We start from the raw sequence: 20,448 nt of genomic DNA, 5'->3' as shown, positions 1-20,448 counted from the left end.
GGCAGGAGTGCGGCGGCGGCCGACGCCCACGAGGCGTCGGCCGCCGCCGCAGTGATCCCCAGCCGTTCCCGCCCCCGTTCCCTACGGGAACGAGCTGATCTGGATCGTCTCGGTCCGGCCGTCCCTACAGGAACGAGTTGATCTGGATCGTCTCGGTCCGGCCGGGGCCGACGCCGATCGCGGAGATCGGTGCGCCCGACATCTCCTCCAGCGCCTTCACGTACGCCTTCGCGTTCTTCGGCAGATCGTCGAAGGTCTGGGCCTTGGTGATGTCCTCGGACCAGCCCGGCAGGTTCTCGTAGATCGGCTTCGCGTGGTGGAAGTCGGTCTGGTTGTACGGGAGTTCCTCGACGCGCTTGCCGTCGATCTCGTACGCCACGCAGACCGGGATCTGCTCCCAGCCGGTGAGGACGTCGAGCTTGGTGAGGAAGAAGTCCGTCAGGCCGTTGACCCGGGTCGCGTACCGCGCGATCGGGGCGTCGAACCAGCCGCAGCGGCGGTCACGGCCGGTGGTGACACCGCGCTCGCCGCCGATGCGCCGCAGCGCCTCGCCGTCCTCGTCGTGCAGCTCGGTCGGGAACGGACCGGCGCCGACACGCGTCGTATAAGCCTTGAGGATGCCGATGACGCGGCTGATCTTCGTCGGGCCGACACCGGCTCCGGTGCAGGCGCCGCCCGCGGTCGGGTTCGACGAGGTGACGAAGGGATACGTGCCGTGGTCGACATCGAGCAGCGTGCCCTGGCCGCCCTCGAAGAGGACGACCTTGCCCTCGTCGATGGCATCGTTCAGGATCAGGGTCGTGTCGGCGACGTACGGCTTGATCTGCTCCGCGTACTGGAGCATCTCCTCCACGATCCGGTCGGCCTCGATCGCGCGCCGGTTGAAGACCTTGGCCAGCAGCTGGTTCTTCTGCTCGAGGGCGGCCTCGACCTTCTGCACGAGGATCGACTCGTCGTAGAGGTCCTGGACGCGGATGCCCACCCGGTTGATCTTGTCGGCGTACGTCGGACCGATGCCGCGGCCCGTCGTACCGATCTTGCGCTTACCGAGAAAGCGCTCGCTCACCTTGTCGATCGTGACGTTGTACGGAGTGATCAAATGAGCGTTGCCGCTGATCAGAAGCTTGGACGTGTCGACGCCTCGCTCGTTCAGACCGCTCAGCTCGGAGAGCAGGACCGCCGGGTCGACCACGACACCGTTCCCGATGACCGGGGTACAGCCCGGCGACAGGATTCCGGAGGGGAGGAGATGCAGTGCGTACTTCTGGTCGCCCACGACGACCGTGTGACCGGCGTTGTTACCGCCTTGGTATCGCACGACATAGTCCACGGATCCACCGAGGAGATCGGTGGCCTTCCCCTTGCCCTCGTCACCCCACTGAGCACCGAGCAGCACAAGTGCGGGCACAGGCGTACACCCCTTCCGGGCGGGGCATGTCCAAGGCCAGGGGGCGTACGTAAAGGTCGTACCTGCCGTACGACGATGTACGGCAGAGCCTGAGCCGTCGAACCGGGTGCCCCGGAATAGACGAAGCCCCTGGCGCAATAGCGCAAGGGGCTCTTGCACCAAGATGCTACCCGAGGAAGGACCGAGGTGTCGGCTGCAGAGCCCCCCGGCGACGGCGGCGACCAGCTCCTGGTGGTCATCGACCCGGTCGCCCGCCGGATCGACGGCGAGTCCGTCCGGATCGCGAAGGACGTGCTGAGCGCCGGCTCGCACGCCAAGATCTGCCTTCCGGACACCCCGGAGGAGTTCGCCCGGGCCCTGTCCCGGCGGGGTTCGCGCCGCCCGGTGGTGGTCGGCGACGATCACGCCCTGCTGCGTGCCGTGGCCCAGCTCCACCGGGAGCGGGAGCTCGCCGGGGGCGTCCTCTCCCTGATCCCCGTGGGGGCCGTGCAGGCCCTGGAGGTGGCCCACGCGCTCGGTGTGCCCCGGGGCGCGGTGGCGGCCGCCCGGACGGCGCTGGACGGGGCGGTGCGCCGCCTGGACCTGCTGGTGGACGACAGCGACGGGGTGGTGCTCGGCCGGCTGCGCATCCCCGCCCCCCTGCCGCTGCCCGGGGCGGGAGTCCCGCACACGGGGGTCACGGCCGTCTGGGACACCTGCCGCTCCCTGATGACGTCCCTGGTCCGCCCGGCGGCCCCGGGTCCCGCCGCCGGGATCCCGGGCACGTACCGGCTGCGGGTGGAGGCGGACGGGGTGCTGCTGAGCGACCTGGACGCGCCCGTGCGCGGGGTGTCGGTGCTCTCGCAGGGCGACGGGGGCCTGGCCGACGTGGTCGTGCGCACCTCGGCGGGCGAGGACGTCGCGGTGGAGGCCAAGGCCGTCACCGTCTCGGGCGCGGACTTCCGCTACCGGGCCGACATACAGACCTCCGGCCCGGTGCGGACCCGCACCTGGACGGTGCGGGCGGGGGCGTGGGGGCTGATGCTGCCGGTGGCCGGGGGGTGAGTCCCGGCGAGCGCGGACGGGGCGACAGGCGCACGCTGGAAGGGTACGTACGCGAATCGGCCGCGGAGGTGACCGTCATGTCCACCACCACCATGCCCAGGGTCGCTGTCGGATGGCACGTCGAGCTCGAATTCGAGGAGGACGCGCACCGCACCCGCGCCGCCGCCCTCGTCCGCCTCCCGGACGGCGCCGAGATGCGCTCCCACGGCTACGCCAGCCGCCACCCCTCGGACGAGGACCAGCAGCGGGTGGGCGAGGAGATCGCGGGGGCGCGGGCGCTCAACGAGCTGGCGATGAAGCTGCTGACCAAGGCGCACGACGAGATCGACGAGGCGTCGGGGCGGACGTCGTACCCGTTGACGTAGCCCGAAGGAGGACGTAGCCCGAAGAAGGAGGACGTAGCTCGAAGGAGGGGGCCTACACCTCCGCCACGGAGGGACCTACACCTCCACCACCAGCTCCTTCAGCCCCCGGATCACGAACCCCGGCTGCCACTCCGGCTCCGCCACCATCCGCATCTCGGGCGCCTTGCGCAGCAACTCCCCGAAGGAACAGGCCAGTTCGAGCCGGGCCAGCGGAGCGCCCAGGCAGTAGTGGATGCCCGCGCCGAGCGAGACGTGCTGGTTGTCCGGCCGGGTCAGATCCAGCGTCTGCGGGTGCGCGAACCGCTCCGGGTCCCGGTTGGCCGACCCGAACAGCAGCGCCACCTCCGCCCCGCGCTCGATCACCTGGCCGTCGACCTCGATGTCGTCCAGCACCCACCGCTCGAACAGCTGCAACGGGGTGTCGTAGCGCAGGAGCTCCTCCACCGCCGTGGGCAGCATCGCCGGGGCCGCGCGCAGGGCGGCGAGCTGTTCCGGGTGGTGGAAGAGGGTGCGCCAGCCGTTGACCGTGGTGTTCACGGTCGCCTCGTGGCCCGCGTTCAGCAGCAGCACGCAGGTGGAGACCATCTCCTGCTCGGTCAGCCGCTCCCCCTCGTCGTGGGCGGCGATGAGGGCCGAGATCAGGTCGTCGCCGGGGGAGGTGCGGCGTTCCGCGATGAGCCCGCGCAGGTACGCCGAGAACTCCTCCGACGCGCGGACCGCGGCCTTGGCCGACTCCTCGGAGGGGTTCAGCTCGTACATCCCGCAGATCGCCGCCGACCAGGGCCGCAGCGGGGCCCGGTCCGCCTCCGGCACGCCCAGCATCTCCGCGATCACCGCGACCGGCAGCGGCTCCGCGACCTCCGCCAGCAGGTCCCCGCCGCCCTTGGCCACGAACGCGTCGACCAGCCCGGCCGCCAGCCGCCGTACGGTCGGGGCGAGGTTCTCGACCGTACGCGGGGTGAACGCCTTGGAGACCAGCCGCCGGATGCGGGGGTGGTCGGGGGCCTCCAGGTCGAGCAGCCCCTGCCCGTTGAGCGTGGTGAACGGCTCGTGCGCGGCGGGCGGCGGGGTGCGGCCGAACTCCTCGTGGGTGAAGCGGTGCAGATACGTACGGCCCAGCCGGCGGTCGCGCAGGAGGGCCGACACGTCGGAGTGGTGCGGGATCAGCCACTGCCCGCTCGGCTCGAACCAGTGCGCCCGGCCGGCGGCGCGCAGGGCGGCGTAGGCGGGGTAGGGATCGGCGACGAACGCGGGCGACCAGGGGTCGAAGGACACATGCATGACCCGACGCTACCCGCGCCCGCCACCACCGCAAGGGGGTCACAGCAGGGGCCGAGGGAGCCACCCGGCGTGACGAGCCGAGCCGACCGCCGCGGGACTACCCCGGCCTCACGAGCCGATCCGACCGCCGCAGGACTACCCCGGCCTCACGAGCCGATCCGACCGCCGCAGGACTACCCCGGCCTCACGAGCCGAGCCGACCGCCGCAGGACTACCCCGGCGTGACCAACCGCGCCTCGTACGCGAACACCGCCGCCTGCGTCCGGTCGCGCAGGCCCAGCTTCACCAGGATGCGGCTCACATGCGTCTTGATCGTGGACTCGGCGACGATCAGGTGCGAGGCGATCTCCGCGTTCGACAGCCCCTGCGCGATCAGGACGAGCACCTCCGTCTCGCGCTCGGTGAGGTCCCCGATCCGGGCGAGGGCGGGCGGCCGCGGGGCCTCCGCGAGCTTGGAGAACTCGGTGATCAGCCGCCGGGTCACGGTCGGCGCGAGCAGCGCCTCGCCCGAGGCCACCACCCGTACGCCGTCCGCGAGCTGCCGGGCCGAGGCGTCCTTGAGGAGGAAGCCCGAGGCCCCGGCCCGCAGCGCCTGGTACACGTACTCGTCCAGGTCGAACGTCGTCAGCACCAGGACCTTGGCGTCGGCGTCCTGCGCGACGATCTCGCGGGTCGCCTCGATGCCGTTCATCTCGGGCATCCGGATGTCCATCAGGACGACGTCCGGGCGCAGGGCGGCGACCTGGGAGACGGCCTGGCGGCCGTCCACCGCCTCTCCGGCGACCGTGATCCCCGGCATCGCGTTGAGCAGGACGGAGAAGCCCTCGCGGACCATCATCTGGTCGTCGACGATCAGGACCCGGATGTCGGTGCCGCTCACGCCCGGCCCGCCTTCTTGTCCAGCTTGCCCAATTTGTCCAGCTTGCCGGTCTTTTCCAGGACGACCGTGACGCCCTGGGACCCGTCCGGCCCGTCCGACCCGCCCGATTCGGCCCGCCCGGCGTTCTCGGCCCGCTCGTCCGGTCCGGCCTCCGGCAGCGCTACGGGGAGGAAGACCGCGATCTCGTACCCGCCGTCCTCCGTCGCCCCGGCCGTCATCTCGCCGTTCAGCATCGCGACCCGCTCCCGCATCCCGGTGATCCCGTGCCCGGCCCCCGGCGACGGCTTGACCAGACCGGTCAGGGGCCCGTTGACGACGCGCAGTCCGAGCCCCCCGAGCACATAGGCGAGCTCGACCCTGGCCGAGGCTCCCGGCGCGTGCCGCAGGGTGTTGCTGAGGGCTTCCTGGATGATCCGGTACGCCGACAGCTCGACGCCCTGCGGCAGCTCGCGCACCGCCCCGGTGATCACCTTCTCGGTCTCCAGACCGGTGTCGCGGACGTTGTCCAGGAGCCCGTCGAGCACCGCGAGGGTGGGCTGCGGGGCGTCGGGGGCCTCGTAGTCCTCCGCCCGTACGACTCCGAGGACGCGGCGCAGCTCGGTGAGGGCGGCCACCGCGTTCTCCCGGATGGTGACGAACGCCTGCTCCAGCTCGGGCGGCGGGTTGTCCACCCGGTAGGGGGCGGCCTCCGCCTGGATCGCGACGACCGACATGTGGTGGGCGACCACGTCGTGCAGTTCCCGGGCGATGGTGGTGCGCTCCTCCAGCAGCGTGCGCCGGTCGCGTTCGACGGCGGTGACGGTGCGCTGCACGGTGACCTCGCGCTCGGCGTCGCGAACCTCCCGGTCGGCCTCGCGCCGGACCTGGACCACGGTGACGACGAGCAGCGCGAAGGCGGAGAGGGTGGCCACGGTCGCGGTGTAGGACGGGGCGCCGCCCTCCAGCACCATCCCGAACAGCAGGGTCAGCAGCCACATCCAGGCGGCGGTACGGGGCCGGGTCCGGGCGGCCACGACCACCAGGACCACGACCTGCCCGGCCAGGGCGTTGGGCGCCAACAGTCCGCCGCTGCCCAGGATCGCGCAGAAGAGGGTCGCGGCCATCGAGCCCCAGAACGCGGCGACCGGCCTGACCAGGGTCATCGCGACCGCGATCGCCGGCACCAGGCCGATGAGGATCCGGAAGCGCCACTCGGCGAACCCCGCCACCATCACGATCAGGGCGGCGAACAGCACCAGGGCGTGCGGGGTCCAGACGACGAACCGCCGCACCCCCTCGGGCAGCCGGCGTATGAACCGCCCCTCCGAGGAGAGGGGCGGCAGTGGGCGGTAGGCGAACGCATTGCGGAACAGGTCTTCCCGCAGGCCGTCCATGGCGCCGGCGGCCGCCCGGAACTCCGGGCTCTTGGGCTTCGTCTGGGTTTCGGTCACGCTTCCACGGTAGGCGGCGGCGGGGCGCGGGTCGTCAGCACCGATGCGGATCCGGAAGCGTCCGCCTCAAGTACTACGCGCGCCCGCCCACGGGCCTCCGGGACCACACGCGCCCGCCCTCAGGACGGTCAAAGGGGCGGGAGACCGGGAGATCAGGAGGCCGGGGCTCACCACGCCAGCTGGGTGATCTCCTCCGCCACGATCGCGCACGCGTCGGCGGCCGGGTCGATCAGCGGGAAGTGCCCGACGTCCCCGAGCAGCGTCAGCCCGACCATCTCGCCGGACTTCGCCGCCGCGTCGACGTAACCCTCCGAGACGGCCGGCGGGACGACGATGTCCTCCACGCCGTGGACGATCGCGGTGGCGATCCCGGTGGGCAGCAGGGCCACCGGGTCCACCTGGGCCGCCCGCTCCTCGAACTCGCCGCCCTCCCCGATGAGTTGGCTGACCGCACCACCGCACACCCCCAGCTCCACCGCAGCCCGGAAGTCCGCGATCGGGGCCAGCGCGACGACCCCGCGCAGCGGCGGCGGGGCGGGCAGCCGCCACGGCGACCCCTCGGGCAGCACATGCCGCGCCGACGCCCAGAGCGCCAGGTGCCCGCCCGCGGAGTGCCCGGTGACCACGATCCGGCGTACGTCGGCCTCCGGCAGCTCCCGGGCCGCCAGCACCGGCAGGGCGTCGAGCGCGGCGGCCACGTCGTCGAAGGTCTCCGGCCACCGCCCCGCGACGGGGTCCGGTCCCCGGCCGTCCTCCTCGCCGCCGCGCCGGTACTCCACGCTCGCCACGGCGAACCCCCGCCGGGCCAGGAAGTCCGCGAGCGGGGAGACGTGCGCCCGGTCGTAGGGGGCCCGCCAGGCCCCGCCGTGCAGCAGGACGACCAGCGGGGCGGCGGTGCGGCCGTCGCGCGGGGCGTAGAAGTCGATGACCTGGTCGGGGTGGTCCCCGTAGGCGGCGGTCCGGTCGGGGGCGACCGCTGGATGCGCGAGCGCCGACCCGGTCTCGGCGTCGTCCCGGTCACGCGCGGCGGAATCCGACATGCTGCTCAACCGTCCTATGCCTGTGTGCTGTGCCTGTGTCAGGTGCCCAGGTCCCGCGCCTTGTGCCGGATGCCTGTGCGCTGTGCCCGCGTCAGGTATCCGCGTCAGGTGCCCAACTGGGTTGACCTGCGGGGACGGTACCAGTGATCGGCACCGTCCCCGCCCGGTCGCGCACAGTTGTGACGGTACGTCAGGCCACGGGCGCCTCGTCCAGCACCTCGGCCAGGACCCGCGCCGCCCGTTCCGCGTCGGCGAACCCCACGTACAGCGGGGTGAATCCGAACCGCAGCACGTCCGGCCGCCGCAGGTCCCCCACGACGCCCCGCTCGATCAGCCGACGCATCACGGGCTCGGCGTCCTCGCAGCGCAGGGCGACCTGGCTGCCGCGTTCGGCGTGCGCGGCGGGGGTGGCGGAGACGAGGCGGCCCGCCGGTGCGTACGCCTGGACGCACTCCAGGAAGAAGTCCGTCAGCGCCAGCGACTTGGCCCGCACGGCGTCCACGGACACCCCGTCCCACACGTCGAGCGCCGCTTCCAGCGTGAGCATGGAGACGATGTCGGGCGTGCCGACCCGGCCCCGTACGGAACCGTCCGCCGGGGCGTAGTCGGGGGTCATGCCGAACGGGTCGGCGTGCGAGTTCCAGCCCGGGAGCGGGGAGTCGAAGGCGGCCTGGTGGCGCTCGGCGACGTACAGGTACGCGGGCGAACCGGGGCCGCCGTTCAGGTACTTGTACGTGCAGCCGACCGCCAGGTCCACCCCGTGCTCGTCCAGCCCGACCGGCAGGGCCCCCGCGCTGTGGCACAGGTCCCACACCGCGATCGCGCCCGCGGCGCGCACGGCGGCGGTCAGCCCGGGCAGGTCGTGCAGCCGGCCGGACCGGTAGTCGACGTGGTTGAGGAGGACGGCGGCGGTACGGGGGCCGAGCGCGGCCGGTACGCCGGCGGGTTCGACGGGCACGATCCGGTGGCCGGTGAGCCGGGCGGCGGAGGCGGCGATGTACCCGTCCGTGGGAAACGTCGAGGCGTCAACCAGGATCTCGTCGCGTCCCTCACCCGCCGGGCCGGCCAGGCGGGTGGCCGCGACGACCGCCTTGAAGACGTTCACGCTGGTCGAGTCCCCGACGACGATCTGCCCTGCGGCGGCCCCGACGAGCGGGGCGATCCGGTCGCCGATCCGCTCGGGCGCGGTCCACCAGCCGCTCTCGCCCCAGGACCGGATGCGCAGCTCGCCCCACTGGCGGGTGAGGACGTCCCGCACCCGGTCGGGTACGTGGACGGGGAGCGCGCCGAGGGAGTTGCCGTCGAGGTAGACGCCGTCGTCGAGCGCGAAGAGCGCGCGGCGGTCGGCCAGCGGGTCGGCGGCGTCGAGCTTCAGCGCCCGCTCACGGAGGCCGTTGCGTGCGGTCGTGGTCTCAGACATGGCTGCGCGCCGTCCACAGCTCGGGGAACACGTTCTTCGTGGCGCGCTTCTCCAGCCACGCCACCCCGGCGGAACCGCCGGTACCGGTCTTGGAGCCCATCGCGCGCCGGGTGGCGACCAGGTGGTCGTTGCGCCATCGCCAGACGAGCTCGCCGACGTCGGTGAGCAGCTCCCCGAGGCGGACCAGCTCGTCGTTCTGGTCGGCGGCGGAGTAGATCTCCGCCCACACCGCCTCGACCTCGGGCGACGGGTCGTAGCGCTGGGTCAGGTCCCGGGTGACGACGGCCTCGGGGATGGCGTACCCGCGCCGGGCCAGCAGAGCGAGCGTCTCGTCGTACAGGCTCGGCTCCCCGAGCGCCTTCTCCAGCTCGGCGTACACCCGGGGCGCGCCCCGGTGCGGCACCAGCATGGAGGCGGACTTGTCACCGAGCAGGAACTCCATCCGCCGGTACATCGCGGACTGGAACCCGGAGCCCTCACCGAGGGAGCCCCGGTAGGAGTTGAACTGCGCGGGGGTGAGCCCGGCGAGCGGCCGCCAGGACTCGTTGAGCGCCTCCAGCTCGCGCAGCGAGCGCTTCAGGGCGTCGCGCGCGACCGGTATGCGGTCCTCGCGCAGGGCGCGGGTGGCGGTCTCCCACTCATGGACGATGACCGTGAACCACAGCTCCATGACCTGGGTGGTGACCAGGAAGACCATCTCGCCGGGGTCGTCCGAGCGGAGGTGCTGGAGGTGGGTCAGAACGTCCGCCTGGACATAGTCCTCGTACGGAGTCGTTCCCGCGAAGTCCAGGTGCGGATTGTCCGCGCCGGTGGCTTCGGGGTCGGGGGTATGGGTCGACATCGCTGTCTCCTCGACACGAGCTTCCGGGTAGCGGTCCGCCCCTTCCATGAGGTGATGGGCTCCGGTCCCCTGCTCGCATACTAAGCGGCTCCCCGCCCGGAGCGCGTGGGCGGGGAGCGGCTCAGGGAAGGCTGCTCAGCTGAGGATGTCGGCGGCGGTCGGGGAGGAGTCGCGCAGGAACGTCGAGCAGCGCTCGTACTCCTCGGTCTCCCCGATCGACCCGGCGGCCCGCGCCAGGGCGTGCAGGGCGCGCAGGAAGCCGCGGTTCGGCTCGTGCTCGAACGGTACGGGGCCGTGGCCCTTCCAGCCGGCCCGGCGCAGGGAGTCGAGGCCGCGGTGGTAGCCCGTACGGGCGTACGCGTACGACTCGACGACCCGGCCGCCCTCGAACGCCTCGTCGGCGAGCTGCGCCCAGGCGAGCGAGGAGGTGGGGTACTTCGCGGCGACCTCGGCGGGCGGGGCGCCGGCGGCGAGCAGCTCGCGCGGCTCGGGGTCGTCGGGCAGGTGGGTCGGGGCGGGGCCCCCGAGAAGGTTCTCGTGGATGGACATGGATCAAGTGTGCCTGGAGCGGAGCCCGGGTGGGACGTCGACGCCGGCATCGTGACGCGCGCCCCGGATCCGGCGGCCCGGCCACGACCCCACCGCCCGCCTCATCGTGGACGCCGCCCGCCTCACCGTGGACGCCGCCCCCGCCTCACCGTGGAGGCCGCCCCCGCCGCACCGCGGACGCCACCCCGCCTCACCGTGGACGCCGCCCCCGCCGCACCGCGGACGCCACCCCGCCTCACCGCGGACGCCGCCCCCGCCACACCGCGGACGCCACCCCGCCTCACCGCGGACGCCGCCCCCGCCACACCGTGAACGCCGCCCCGCCCCACTGTGGACGCCCCCCGCCTCATCGCGGACGCCGCCCGCCGTCCGGTTCGCGCTGCGGCTCCAGCGGCGGGGCCACGACGCCGCAGTGCACGCTGCACTCCGGCCGCTCCTCCACCCGCTCCCGGGCGGCCGTGGCCGGCGGGGTGCGGACGGTCCACCAGGCGATGACCGCGCCCAGCACCAGCAGCCCGGCGCACATCGGCATCGCCCGCCGGAAGGTCGCCGCGAACTCGCCCGCGTCCCGGTACGCCTCCGGCCCCATCCCGGCGAGCAACGGCAGCGCGGCCACCGCGATCAGCCCGGCGGCCCGGGCGGCGGCGTTGTTGATCCCGCTGGCGAGCCCGGCCCGCCCGGTGTCCACGGCGGCCAGGACCGTCGCGGTGAGCGGGGCGACGACCACGACGAGCCCGGCTCCGAGCACGAGGACGGCAGGCAGCACCTCACCGACGTACGAGCCGAAGGAAGCGCTGTCCGCCCCCACCCGCAGCATCAGGAGCATCCCGGCGGCGGCCAGCAGCGGCCCCACGGTCAGCGGGATGCGCGGGCCGATCCGCCGCCCCAGCTCCCCCGACCAGGCCGAGAACAGCAGCATCAGGACCGTGGTCGGCAGCAGCGCGGTACCGGCCCCGAGCGCCGAGTACCCGGCGACCACCTGGAGCTGGATCGCGGAGAGGAAGAAGAAGCCGCCGAGGGCCGCGTACACGCAGAACGTCACCAGGTTGACCGAGGTGAACAGCCGCGAGCGGAAGATCGACGGCGGCAGCATCGGATCCGCCCGCCGCCGCTCCACCCGCACGAACACCACCCCGAGGAGCACCCCGCCGAGCGCCGACCCGATCACCAGCGGGGACGCGCCCCGCCCCGGGGCCTCGATCAGCGCGTACGTCACCCCGGCCAGCGCGAGGGCCCCGAGCGCGGCCCCCAGCACGTCGAACCGGCCGTGCGCCGCCGGATCGCGCGACTCCGGTACGTGGCGGAGGGCGACGGGCACGCAGATCGCGGCGAGCGGCAGGTTCAGCAGGAACACCCACCGCCAGCCGGGCCCGTCCACGAGCCACCCGCCCACGAACGGCCCCACGGCCGCCCCGACCCCGCCGAACCCGGACCACAGCCCCACGGCCCGCGCCCGGTCGTCCGGATGGAAACTGGCCTGGATGAGCGCGAGGGACCCCGGCGTGAGCAGCGCCCCGCCGACCCCTTGGAGGGCCCGGGCGGCGATGAGCACCCCCGCGTTCGGCGCGATCCCGCAGAGCAACGAGGCCGCCGCGAACCACACCACCCCCACCACGAACACCCGCCGCCGCCCATACCGGTCCCCGAGCGCCCCGCCGAGGAGGATCAGCCCGGCGAGCGTGAGCATGTACGCGTTGACGGTCCACTGGAGCGCGGCCAGATCGGTGTCGAGGTCCGCGCCGATGCGGGGCAGGGCCACGTTGATGACGGTCGAGTCGAGCATCGCCATCCCGGACCCGAGCACGGTGGTCAACACGACCCACCGCCCCACGGACGAGGCGACCCGGATCTCCCCGGGGGCGGAGCCAGCATCAGCCATGCAAGCAGCTTCCCCCAACCAGGCCCTTCCGGCGATCGAGGAGCACACCCGCAGCCTCACACCGGACGGAGCAAAATCAAGCCCCTCCGGCGATTGAGGAGCGGGGGCGCGGGGGCAGAGCCCCCGCAACGGGGGCCCGGGGGCAGCGCCCCCGAAACCACGCGCCTACCGCACGGCCCCCACCGCCCGCACCAACGCCTCCACCCCCCGGACCACCTTCCCCCGAGGACACCCCACGTTCAGCCGAACAAACCCCGGCGCCCCATAGACCGCACCGCCCATGATCGCCACCCCCTCCCGCTCCACCAGCACCCGCTGCAACTCCGCGTCGTCCACCCCGACCGCCCGCAGGTCGATCCACGCCAGGTACCCGGCCTGCGGCGGCTCCCACCCCAGCTCGGGCAGGGCCGCGCCCAACCGCTCCGCGACGTACGCCAGATTCCCCGCCACATACGCCCGTACGGCGTCGAGCCACGGCCCGCCTTCCCGGTACGCCGCGATGTGCGCGGTCAGCGACAGCACGGCCGGGGAGGCCAGCCCCTGAGCCGTCTCCATCCGCCGCAGGTACTCCGCCCGGTCCGCCGGATCCCCGATGAGCCCGTACGAACCGGTCAGCGCCGGAAAGTTGAAGGACTTCGAGCCGGAGGTGATGACCGCCCAGCGCCCGGCCCCGTCCCCGCCCCTGGCCCCCGCCACCCGCGTCCACGGCACATGCACATGCCCCTCGTGCACGAAGTCCGCGTGGATCTCGTCGCTGACGACCGCCACCCCGTGCCGTTCCGCGAGTTCCGCCATCCGGGTCAGCTCCGCGCCCGTCCAGACCCGCCCGGTCGGATTGTGCGGCGAGCACAGCACCAGGACCTTCGCGTCCGCCCGGGACAGCTCCCGCTCCAGCGCCTCCTCGTCCCCCACCGGCACCCCGCGCAGCTCCCGCCCGAGCCCGGTGACCGCCTTGCGGAAACCGTCGTACGTGGGGGTGTGGACGACGACCCCGTCCCCCTCCGCCGTCCACATCTGGAGGAGCTGGGAGAGCTGGTTGAGCACGGACGGGCCGTACACGAGCTGCCCGGTGTCGATCTCGGCGCCGTACCGGGTGGCGTGCCAGTGGGCGACGGCCGAGCGGAAGTCGTCGTGCTGCCAGGTGGTGTAGCCGAAGACCCCGTGGTCCAGCCGGGCGCGCAGGGCGGCGAGCACCTCGGGGGCGGTGGCGAAGTCCATGTCGGAGATGGTGAAGGGCAGCAGCCCGTCGACCCCGAACCGGTCCGCGACCCCGTCCCACTGGACGCACCAGGTGCCCCGGCGGTCGACGGCGGTGTCGAAGTCGTACAGCTCGGCCACGGAGGGCTCTCCTTCTCTCGGCACGGCAACGGGCCCGACCCCCTGAACGAGGACCGGGCCCGACGCCGTACATCCGTACTCACGCGTGGTTACGCGACGTGCGCGTGGCTACTTCAGCTTCGTACCCGTGGAGCGCAGGTTCGCGCACGCCTCGGTGACGCGCACGGCCATGCCCGCCTCGGCGGCCTTGCCCCAGGTGCGGGGGTCGTAGGTCTTCTTGTTGCCGACCTCGCCGTCGACCTTCAGGACACCGTCGTAGTTGCGGAACATGTGGTCCGCGACCGGGCGGGTGAAGGCGTACTGGGTGTCGGTGTCCAGGTTCATCTTCACGACGCCGTTCTCCAGCGCGGTGGCGATCTCCTCGGCGGTGGAGCCCGAGCCGCCGTGGAAGACGAAGTCGAACGGCTGGCTGCCGGCCGGCTTGCCGTACTTGGCGGAGACGCCCGACTGGAGGTCCTTCAGCAGCTCGGGGCGGAGGACGACGTTGCCCGGCTTGTAGACGCCGTGCACGTTGCCGAAGGAGGCGGCCAGCAGATAGCGGCCCTTCTCGCCCAGGCCGAGGGCCTCGGCGGTGCGGAGCGCGTCGTCGACGGTCGTGTACAGCTCGTCGTTGATCTCGTGGGTGACGCCGTCCTCCTCACCGCCGGTCGGGGTGATCTCGACCTCAAGGATGATCTTGGCGGCGGCGGCCTGGGCCAGCAGCTCCTGGCCGATGGCCAGGTTGTCGGCGAGGGTCTCGGCCGAGCCATCCCACATGTGGGACTGGAACAGCGGGTTCAGACCCTTGGCGACGCGCTCGGCGGAGACGGCGAGCAGCGGACGTACGTAACCGTCCAGCTTGTCCTTGGGGCAGTGGTCGGTGTGCAGCGCGACGGTGACGTCGTACTTGGCGGCGACGATGTGCGCGAACTCGGCCAGGGCGACCGCGCCCGTGACCATGTCCTTGTTGTACTGGCCGCCCAGGAACTCCGCACCGCCCGTGGAGATCTGGACGATGCCGTCGCTCTCGGCCTCCGCGAAGCCGCGCAGGGCCGCGTGCAGGGTCTGCGTCGAGGTGACGTTGATGGCCGGGTAGGCGAACTTGCCCGCCTTTGCCCGGTCGAGCATCTCGGCGTAAGCCTCGGGGGTTGCGATGGGCATCTGACCGCTCCTTGGGATGTGCGGGTGTGCAGGCTGTGAGTCCCTGACCTGGGGGCGACGTCATCGTCGCCCCCATCTTCCCAGACTCCTCATCCGGCTCCACCCGGCGGACCGTGTTTCACGTGAAACGGTCCGCCCCGTCCGATATGGCGATCCGGCGATCCGGCTCAGGCGAGGCCGAGGTCGGCCACCGAGTAGACCTGGACGTACGGGAGACCGGCCTCGGCGATGGCCGGGGCGGCGCCGCGCTCCACGATCACGGCGACGGCGACGACCTCGCCGCCCGCCTCGCGTACGGCCTCGACGGCGGTCAGCGGCGAACCGCCCGTGGTCGAGGTGTCCTCGACGACCAGGCAGCGGCGGCCCTTGACGTCCGTGCCCTCGATCCGGCGCTGCATCCCGTGCGCCTTCTGCGCCTTGCGGACGACGAACGCGTCCAGGCTCCGCCCGCGCGCGGCGGAGGCGTGCAGCATCGAGGTGGCGACCGGGTCCGCGCCCAGGGTCAGCCCGCCGACGCAGTCGTAGTCCAGCTCGGCGGTGGCGTCCAGCATGGCCCGGCCGACCAGCGGCGCGGCCTTGCCGTCCAGCGTGATCCGGCGCAGGTCGATGTACCAGTCGGCTTCCAGACCCGAGGAGAGGGTCACCTTGCCGTGCACCACGGCCTTGTCCTTGATCTGCTGGAGCAGGTCAGCGCGTACGTCAGTCATGTCCACGAGGGTAAGCGGTGCCGCCCCCGCCCACCGCAGGCCACCTGCTCAGAGCCGCGCCCAGCTCCAGGTCGTCGTGATCTCCAGCGGGTCGATCGGGGTGACCAGCCGGGGCGCGGTGTTCAGCCCGTTCGGCGGGCCGGACTGCGGCTCCACGCAGATCGCCTCGTCCTGCTCGTCATAGATCACGACCCACTCGCTGCGGCTCTTCACCGTCAGCTCCAGCCGCTCCGGCCAGGTGAGCTTCACCTCCACGCCGTCCGGCATCCCGAAGCAGTCGTCCCACGGCCCCGGCGCGGGGTCGACGCGGCGTCCGGTCGGCAGGTGGTCCTCACCGCGCTCCTCCTGCCAGGCGGCGTCGAAGGAGAGCTCGGCGGGCCGGCCGTCCCCGAGGGTGCGGTGGAACCAGGGGTGCCAGCCGGCCTGCGCCGGGAAGGAGTTGCCGTACGTCTCCACGGCGAGGCCGAGCGTGAGCGCGTCCTCGGTCAGCTCGAAGGTCTGGGTGACCCGGCCCGGGTACGGCCAGGGCTCGGCGAGGTCGTAGTAGAAGGCCGCCTGCGCCTTGTCCACGTGGGCGGTCTCCCAGGCGGTGTCCCGGCCGGTGCCGTGGATGGCGTGCGGCGGGGAGTTCAGGGGCAGTTGGTGGGAGGCGTCGCCGTTGCGGAACTGCCCGTACCCGGTGCGGCCGCACCACGGCACCATCGGGAAGCAGCCGTACCGCTCGCCCTGGCGCAGCAGTTCGGTGGAGCCGATCCGCAGGCTGCTGATCCGGCAGCCCTGGGCGGGGTCGACGGTCAACTCGGCGTCCCCGGCGGTCAGCCTGACGCCCGCTTCGTTCCGGGTGCTCACTTCGCCGCTTCCGGCGTTCTCTTCGCTGCTGCTCACCCGACGACCCTACTGGCGGCCCACGGGGGTGTCCTGCCGGTACGGCCGGATCGGGCCCTTACCTGCGCCGCCGCAACGCCCGGCCCAGCACCACGGCCGAGGCGAGCGCGAGGGCGGCCGCCGGGGCGACCCAGCGCAGGGCGGTGCCCGCACCGCCCGCCTCCGGCGAGGGCACGGGGGCGTACCGGCCGCGCGGGGGCGCGTGGTCGACCTCCTCCGCGCTGCGGCCGATCATGGTGCGGCGGGCGTGCGCGGCCTCGGCGGGCGGCTCGTCCGGGACGGCGAACTCCACTCCGGCGACGGGGTCGAGCGCGGGCGGGGGAACGGGCGAGTCGTATACGGAGGCGGGCTCGGCGGGTTCGGCAGACCCGGTCGGGTCGGCGGGCTCGGCCGGATCGGCGGGTTCGCCATCGGCACCGGCACCAGCTTTCGTACCGGCACCGGAATCCGTACCGGCACCGGCTTTCGTACCAGCACGGGAATCCGTACCGGCGCCGGCTTCCGTACCAGCACGGGAATCCGTACCGGCGCTGGAGTCCGTATCGGCACCGGCACCGGCTTTCGCATCGGCACCGGAATCCGTACCGGCGGAAGCCCCTTCCCCGCCCGGAGCGTCGTCCGCCGGCTCCTCGACGTCCCCCGCCAGCCCCTCGGCACTCACATCGGTCGCGGTGGCGTCCTCGTGCGCGGCCAGCGTCTCCGTCACGAGCTGCTGGGTGAAGCGGTCCAGCAGCCGTTGGGCGGCCGCGAGCGCCGCGCCCTTCTCCAGTTCGGCCAGCCGACCGTCGCCGCTCGCCGTACCGCTGTACGCGAGGGTCGTCCCGCCGTCCGTCGCCGTGAGGCCGATCGTCAGAGTCAGCTTCACCGCACCCGTCCCCCGGGCCGCGACGCCCTCCCCGGTCACGGAGAAGCGGTCGTGCCCGCTGTCGGGACCGCTGCCGGAGAGCTTCAGCTCACCCCGGTACGTGATGGTGTGGCCGCCGGCCCGGAACTTCAGCCGGCCCGCCAGGGGCGACGCCGACGCGTCGGCGTCCTGCTGGAGGCCCGGTACGCAGCGGGCGACACGGGCGGGGTCGCCCAGCGTGCGCCGCAGGGCCGGGACCGGGACCGGAACGAACACCTGATGCTCCATACCGACCGAGCCTAATCGCCCCCGGCCCGAACGTCAGGGCTTCCCCACGCCCGACCCGCGCCTCCCCGCCCCGCGCCCTGCCCGGCCTCCCCTCCCCTCTCCGCTCGGCCTCCTCCCCCGCCCCGCCACGGCGCGAGGCACTCGGGGGGCTCCTCACGCCTCCTCCCAGTAGCGCGGGTGGATCAGCGTGGACGGGGCCTGCCCCGGCAGCCGCAGCCGGTCCGCCGCCCGGGCCCCCTCGCGCAGCTCCCCCTCCCCCAGCGAGCGCGGCACGGGCGTCCCCGCGCCCAGCTCCGGGTCCCCCACCGGCCGCGCCCCGGCGAGGAGGAACCCCCAGTCCTCCGGCGACCGGCCCGCGCCGCCCTCCCGGTCCCGGCCCGGGATGCGGTACGGGCGGGTCGCGAAGCCCCCCGCCCGTACCGAGGACTCCACCGTCCAGAAGGTCCGGGGCCTGGTCGCCAGCGGGCCCGCGTGCACCGCCAGCCGCCCGTCCGGCGCCAGGGCCTCGGCGATCAGCCCGTAGAACTCGGCGGCGTACAGCTTCGTGCTGGCCGTGATCCCCGGGTCCGGCAGGTCGGAGATCACCACGTCGTAGCGGTGGTGGTCGGCCCGGAGCCAGGTGAAGGGGTCCGCGCCGACCGCCGTGAGGCGCGGGTCGCGGTAGGCGTGCCCGTTGAGCTCGGAGAGGGCGGGGTCGGTGCGGGCCAGCCGGGTGACGGCGGGGTCGATGTCGACGACGGTGACCGTGCGGACGTCCCGGTAGCGGAGCACCTCGCGGGCGGCGAGCCCGTCGCCGCCGCCCAGGATGAGCACGCGGGCGCGGGGCCCGTTCATCGCCGGGTGTACCAGCGCCTCGTGGTAGCGGTACTCGTCGCGGGCGCTGACCCGCAGCCGCCCGCCCAGATAGAGGTCGAGCGAATCGCGGTCGGCCCCGGTCAGGACGACCTCCTGCACCCCGGTCTGCACGGCGACCCGCACCTGGTCCCCGTAGACCGCCCGCCGCGCCGCCTCCTCGAAGTCGTCGACCAGCGCCGTGGCGGTGCCCAGGACCGCGATCACCGAGAGGTTGGCCAGGACCAGGAGCCACCGGGACCGGGACGTGAGGTCGTGCCGGAACACCCACAGGACCAGCGCCCCGCCCGCCGCCGCGTTGACCGCTCCGGTGAACAGCGCGCCCGTGAGCTGCCCCAGCATCGGCAGCAGGAGGAAGGGAAAGGCCAGCCCGCCGACGAGCGCGCCCACGTAGTCGGCGGCGAAGAGATCGGCGACGGCCCCGCCCGCGTCCTGCCGGTCGACGCGTTGGATCAGCGTCATCAGCAGCGGGATCTCCGCACCGATCAGCACCCCGATGGCCAGCGAGAACCCGACCAGGGCGTGGCGCGACTCGCCGAGCCAGGCGAACGACGCGTACAGCACGAGCGCCGAGGAGCCGCCGATGAGCGCGAGGGCCGCCTCGATCAGTCCGAACCCGACTGCGGCGTGGCAGCGTAAACGTTTCGCGAGAAGGGAGCCGATGCCCATCGCGAACACCATCACCGAGAGCACGACGGACGCCTGGGTGACCGAGTCGCCGATCAAGTAGGAGGCGAGCGCCACCAGTTCGAGTTCGTACACCAGACCGCAGGCCGCGCAGACGAAGACGGCGGCCAGCACGAGGAACCGGCCGGTCCTCGGCCGCACGGGGAGCGGCGCCGCGCCCCCTCGCAGCGACACCTGCTGGTCGATCATGCTGCGAACGCTACGTCACTGCCCCGTCGCCGCTTGTCACCCACACGGGTGCAAGTGGGGCGACCGAGAAGCGTCGCGCACCTCGCCGGAGCGCCCGCACGGGAATCCGCACCCCTCAGAGCACTTCAGAGCACCGGTGCGGGAATCCGCACCCCCACCCGGGTCCGGGTCACCACCAACTGCCCTTCCTGCGGGTACGCGTGCCAGGTCCGCCACCGCACCTGGCCCTCGATGCGCTGGGCGAGCAGGGCGGTGAAGGCGTACGGGCTGCCGGGGAAGGTGCCCGCCAGTCCGTGCGGGTGATCGCTCACGAGTGCGAGCAGCTCCTGCGCCCGGCCGGCGAACTGGCCCTGGGTCAGGGTCTCGACGCGCGCGGCGAACTCGTACTCCCAGTCCCCGAGCCGCTTCGCGACGCCGAGGGGCAGGGGCGTGCTGCTGCCGGGCATGCAGGCGACCGTCTCGGAGCAGGTGCGGCCGTCCTCCTGGAGGAGGACCTGGTGGGAGGCGCCGAGCAGTCTCAACTGGAGTTCGGCGCCGCCGAGCTGGAGATCGAGGGCGGCGAGGGCGGGGAGCGGCTCCCGCCCCAGCGTCCAGGCCAGGTCGGCGGCGCGGGTGTCGGAATAGGCCGTCTGGAGGGTGGTGAGCATGGGTCGGCTCCGCAAACACGCGTGGACACATGGACGCATGAGCAGCGGACGCCCCCGGAACATGCGCGTGGGAGGAGGGGAGCGCCCGATCTGGTCCAACTGGGGTCCGAGGGCTGAATGTTCTCTGCAACGAGGGAATCACGAAGTACGCCGCACTCGCAGCGTTTTTACCCAACTTGACGTGGTTTCCATCCCCTCGGGGGCAGCCCGGTTCAACTGTTCAAGAGTTTCGGTCTGCGTGGCTCAACGACACGACGCCCGGAGGGAGTTCACCCTCCGGGCGTCGTTCGGCCCACTGGCCGGGGATCACGTCACTGTCGGTGACGGCGTAGCTGTCCGCTCAACTGCCCCCGCCGCACCCGCCGCCGCCACCGCCGCAGGAGGAGGACGAGGAGGACGAGCCGCCTCCGCACGCATGTCCACCCGAGTGGCCGCCGGAGTCCCCGCCGTGCGACGAGCCCCCGCCGCTCGCCCACCAGCCGAGATCCACCACTTCCCCGTTCGCGGAGGACCGGCGGCGGCGTTCGGCGCGCGACAGGGCGGACGCCGGCGCTCGGCCGACGCTCGACCGGACGGGTGCCGGCGCCTTCTTGACGCTGCTCAACCGCACCAGGAACACCACCAGAACGACCAGGATCCCCGCAGCGATCAGCACCGTGACGAGAACGTCCATGCCCCTCACCCACCTTCTGTTCCCCCGAAGCGCGGTTCCCCCGTCGCTTCCCGGCTTGCTC

General features: G+C 73.0%; 19 protein-coding genes. 2 read left to right on the top strand and 17 right to left on the bottom strand.

The genetic code is table 11. The features are described 5' to 3' along the window. Positions 1-124: 124 nt before the first annotated feature. Positions 125-1,408, bottom strand: a complete 1,284-nt coding sequence (locus tag ACLJPL_RS05615) for an adenylosuccinate synthase (protein WP_411079568.1) — start codon at positions 1,406-1,408, stop codon at positions 125-127. A gap of 186 nt (positions 1,409-1,594) precedes the next feature. Between ACLJPL_RS05615 and ACLJPL_RS05610 the strand changes: the two genes are divergently transcribed. Together ACLJPL_RS05610 and ACLJPL_RS05605 are read left to right on the top strand one after the other, a co-directional pair. After that, positions 1,595-2,452, top strand: a complete 858-nt coding sequence (locus tag ACLJPL_RS05610) for a diacylglycerol kinase (protein ID WP_411079567.1) — start codon at positions 1,595-1,597, stop codon at positions 2,450-2,452. A gap of 92 nt (positions 2,453-2,544) precedes the next feature. Further along, positions 2,545-2,817 (top strand): DUF1876 domain-containing protein, encoded by a 273-nt coding sequence (locus ACLJPL_RS05605; RefSeq protein WP_411080017.1) that lies wholly within the window; start codon positions 2,545-2,547, stop codon positions 2,815-2,817. Between the two features lie 75 nt (positions 2,818-2,892). Here ACLJPL_RS05605 and ACLJPL_RS05600 read toward each other — a convergent pair whose 3' ends face one another. The 16 genes from ACLJPL_RS05600 to ACLJPL_RS05525 all read right to left on the bottom strand — a co-directional run bounded on the left by ACLJPL_RS05600 (position 2,893) and on the right by ACLJPL_RS05525 (position 20,387). Continuing rightward, positions 2,893-4,098: a cytochrome P450 gene (locus ACLJPL_RS05600; protein WP_411079566.1), complete on the bottom strand. Its 1,206-nt coding sequence runs from the start codon at positions 4,096-4,098 to the stop codon at positions 2,893-2,895. A 211-nt stretch (positions 4,099-4,309) separates the two neighbouring features. Then, a complete protein-coding gene (locus ACLJPL_RS05595; protein ID WP_411079565.1) occupies positions 4,310-4,978 on the bottom strand; it encodes a response regulator in 669 nt (222 codons plus the stop codon). Further along, entirely contained in the window at positions 4,975-6,408 is a 1,434-nt protein-coding gene (locus ACLJPL_RS05590) for a sensor histidine kinase (protein ID WP_411079564.1), read from the bottom strand. The genes ACLJPL_RS05595 and ACLJPL_RS05590 overlap by 4 nt, the downstream gene beginning before the upstream one ends. 167 nt (positions 6,409-6,575) lie before the next feature. Further along, the gene (locus ACLJPL_RS05585) at positions 6,576-7,448 is read right to left on the bottom strand and encodes an alpha/beta hydrolase family protein (RefSeq protein WP_411079563.1); all 873 of its coding nucleotides are present in this window, start codon (positions 7,446-7,448) and stop codon (positions 6,576-6,578) included. A gap of 190 nt (positions 7,449-7,638) precedes the next feature. Beyond that, positions 7,639-8,868, bottom strand: coding sequence for a kynureninase (gene kynU, locus ACLJPL_RS05580; RefSeq protein WP_411079562.1), 1,230 nt, complete (start codon positions 8,866-8,868; stop codon positions 7,639-7,641). After that, complete coding sequence (locus ACLJPL_RS05575; RefSeq protein WP_411079561.1) at positions 8,861-9,709, bottom strand: tryptophan 2,3-dioxygenase family protein; 849 nt, start codon at positions 9,707-9,709, stop codon at positions 8,861-8,863. Before ACLJPL_RS05575 ends, kynU begins: the two co-directional genes overlap by 8 nt. Before the next feature lie 135 nt (positions 9,710-9,844). After that, positions 9,845-10,258, bottom strand: coding sequence for a DUF3151 domain-containing protein (locus tag ACLJPL_RS05570; protein ID WP_411079560.1), 414 nt, complete (start codon positions 10,256-10,258; stop codon positions 9,845-9,847). Between the two features lie 346 nt (positions 10,259-10,604). Then, complete coding sequence (locus tag ACLJPL_RS05565; RefSeq protein ID WP_411079559.1) at positions 10,605-12,137, bottom strand: MFS transporter; 1,533 nt, start codon at positions 12,135-12,137, stop codon at positions 10,605-10,607. Between the two features lie 165 nt (positions 12,138-12,302). Next, positions 12,303-13,475: a MalY/PatB family protein gene (locus ACLJPL_RS05560; protein WP_411079558.1), complete on the bottom strand. Its 1,173-nt coding sequence runs from the start codon at positions 13,473-13,475 to the stop codon at positions 12,303-12,305. 108 nt (positions 13,476-13,583) lie between these two features. Then, entirely contained in the window at positions 13,584-14,615 is a 1,032-nt protein-coding gene (fbaA, locus tag ACLJPL_RS05555; RefSeq protein ID WP_319175612.1) for a class II fructose-bisphosphate aldolase, read from the bottom strand. A 167-nt stretch (positions 14,616-14,782) separates the two neighbouring features. After that, positions 14,783-15,322, bottom strand: coding sequence for an orotate phosphoribosyltransferase (gene pyrE / locus ACLJPL_RS05550; protein WP_411079557.1), 540 nt, complete (start codon positions 15,320-15,322; stop codon positions 14,783-14,785). Positions 15,323-15,370: 48 nt separating this feature from the next. Beyond that, positions 15,371-16,171 carry an aldose 1-epimerase gene (locus tag ACLJPL_RS05545; RefSeq protein WP_411080016.1) on the bottom strand — a complete coding sequence of 267 codons (801 nt, stop codon included), beginning with the start codon at positions 16,169-16,171 and terminating at the stop codon, positions 15,371-15,373. A 94-nt stretch (positions 16,172-16,265) separates the two neighbouring features. Beyond that, positions 16,266-17,339, bottom strand: a complete 1,074-nt coding sequence (locus ACLJPL_RS05540; protein ID WP_411079556.1) for an SRPBCC domain-containing protein — start codon at positions 17,337-17,339, stop codon at positions 16,266-16,268. 153 nt (positions 17,340-17,492) lie between these two features. Next, the gene (locus tag ACLJPL_RS05535) at positions 17,493-19,067 is read right to left on the bottom strand and encodes a polyamine aminopropyltransferase (protein ID WP_411079555.1); all 1,575 of its coding nucleotides are present in this window, start codon (positions 19,065-19,067) and stop codon (positions 17,493-17,495) included. Positions 19,068-19,192: 125 nt separating this feature from the next. Then, the gene (locus tag ACLJPL_RS05530) at positions 19,193-19,714 is read right to left on the bottom strand and encodes a DUF2617 family protein (RefSeq protein ID WP_411079554.1); all 522 of its coding nucleotides are present in this window, start codon (positions 19,712-19,714) and stop codon (positions 19,193-19,195) included. A 340-nt stretch (positions 19,715-20,054) separates the two neighbouring features. Continuing rightward, the gene (locus ACLJPL_RS05525) at positions 20,055-20,387 is read right to left on the bottom strand and encodes a hypothetical protein (protein ID WP_411079553.1); all 333 of its coding nucleotides are present in this window, start codon (positions 20,385-20,387) and stop codon (positions 20,055-20,057) included. Positions 20,388-20,448: the final 61 nt, after the last annotated feature.

The organism is Streptomyces sp. cmx-18-6 (genome assembly GCF_046548915.1).
Lineage (GTDB): Bacteria > Actinomycetota > Actinomycetes > Streptomycetales > Streptomycetaceae > Streptomyces.
Note: the sequence above shows the minus strand (reverse complement) of the source record. Positions and strands in the feature narration are given on the sequence as shown.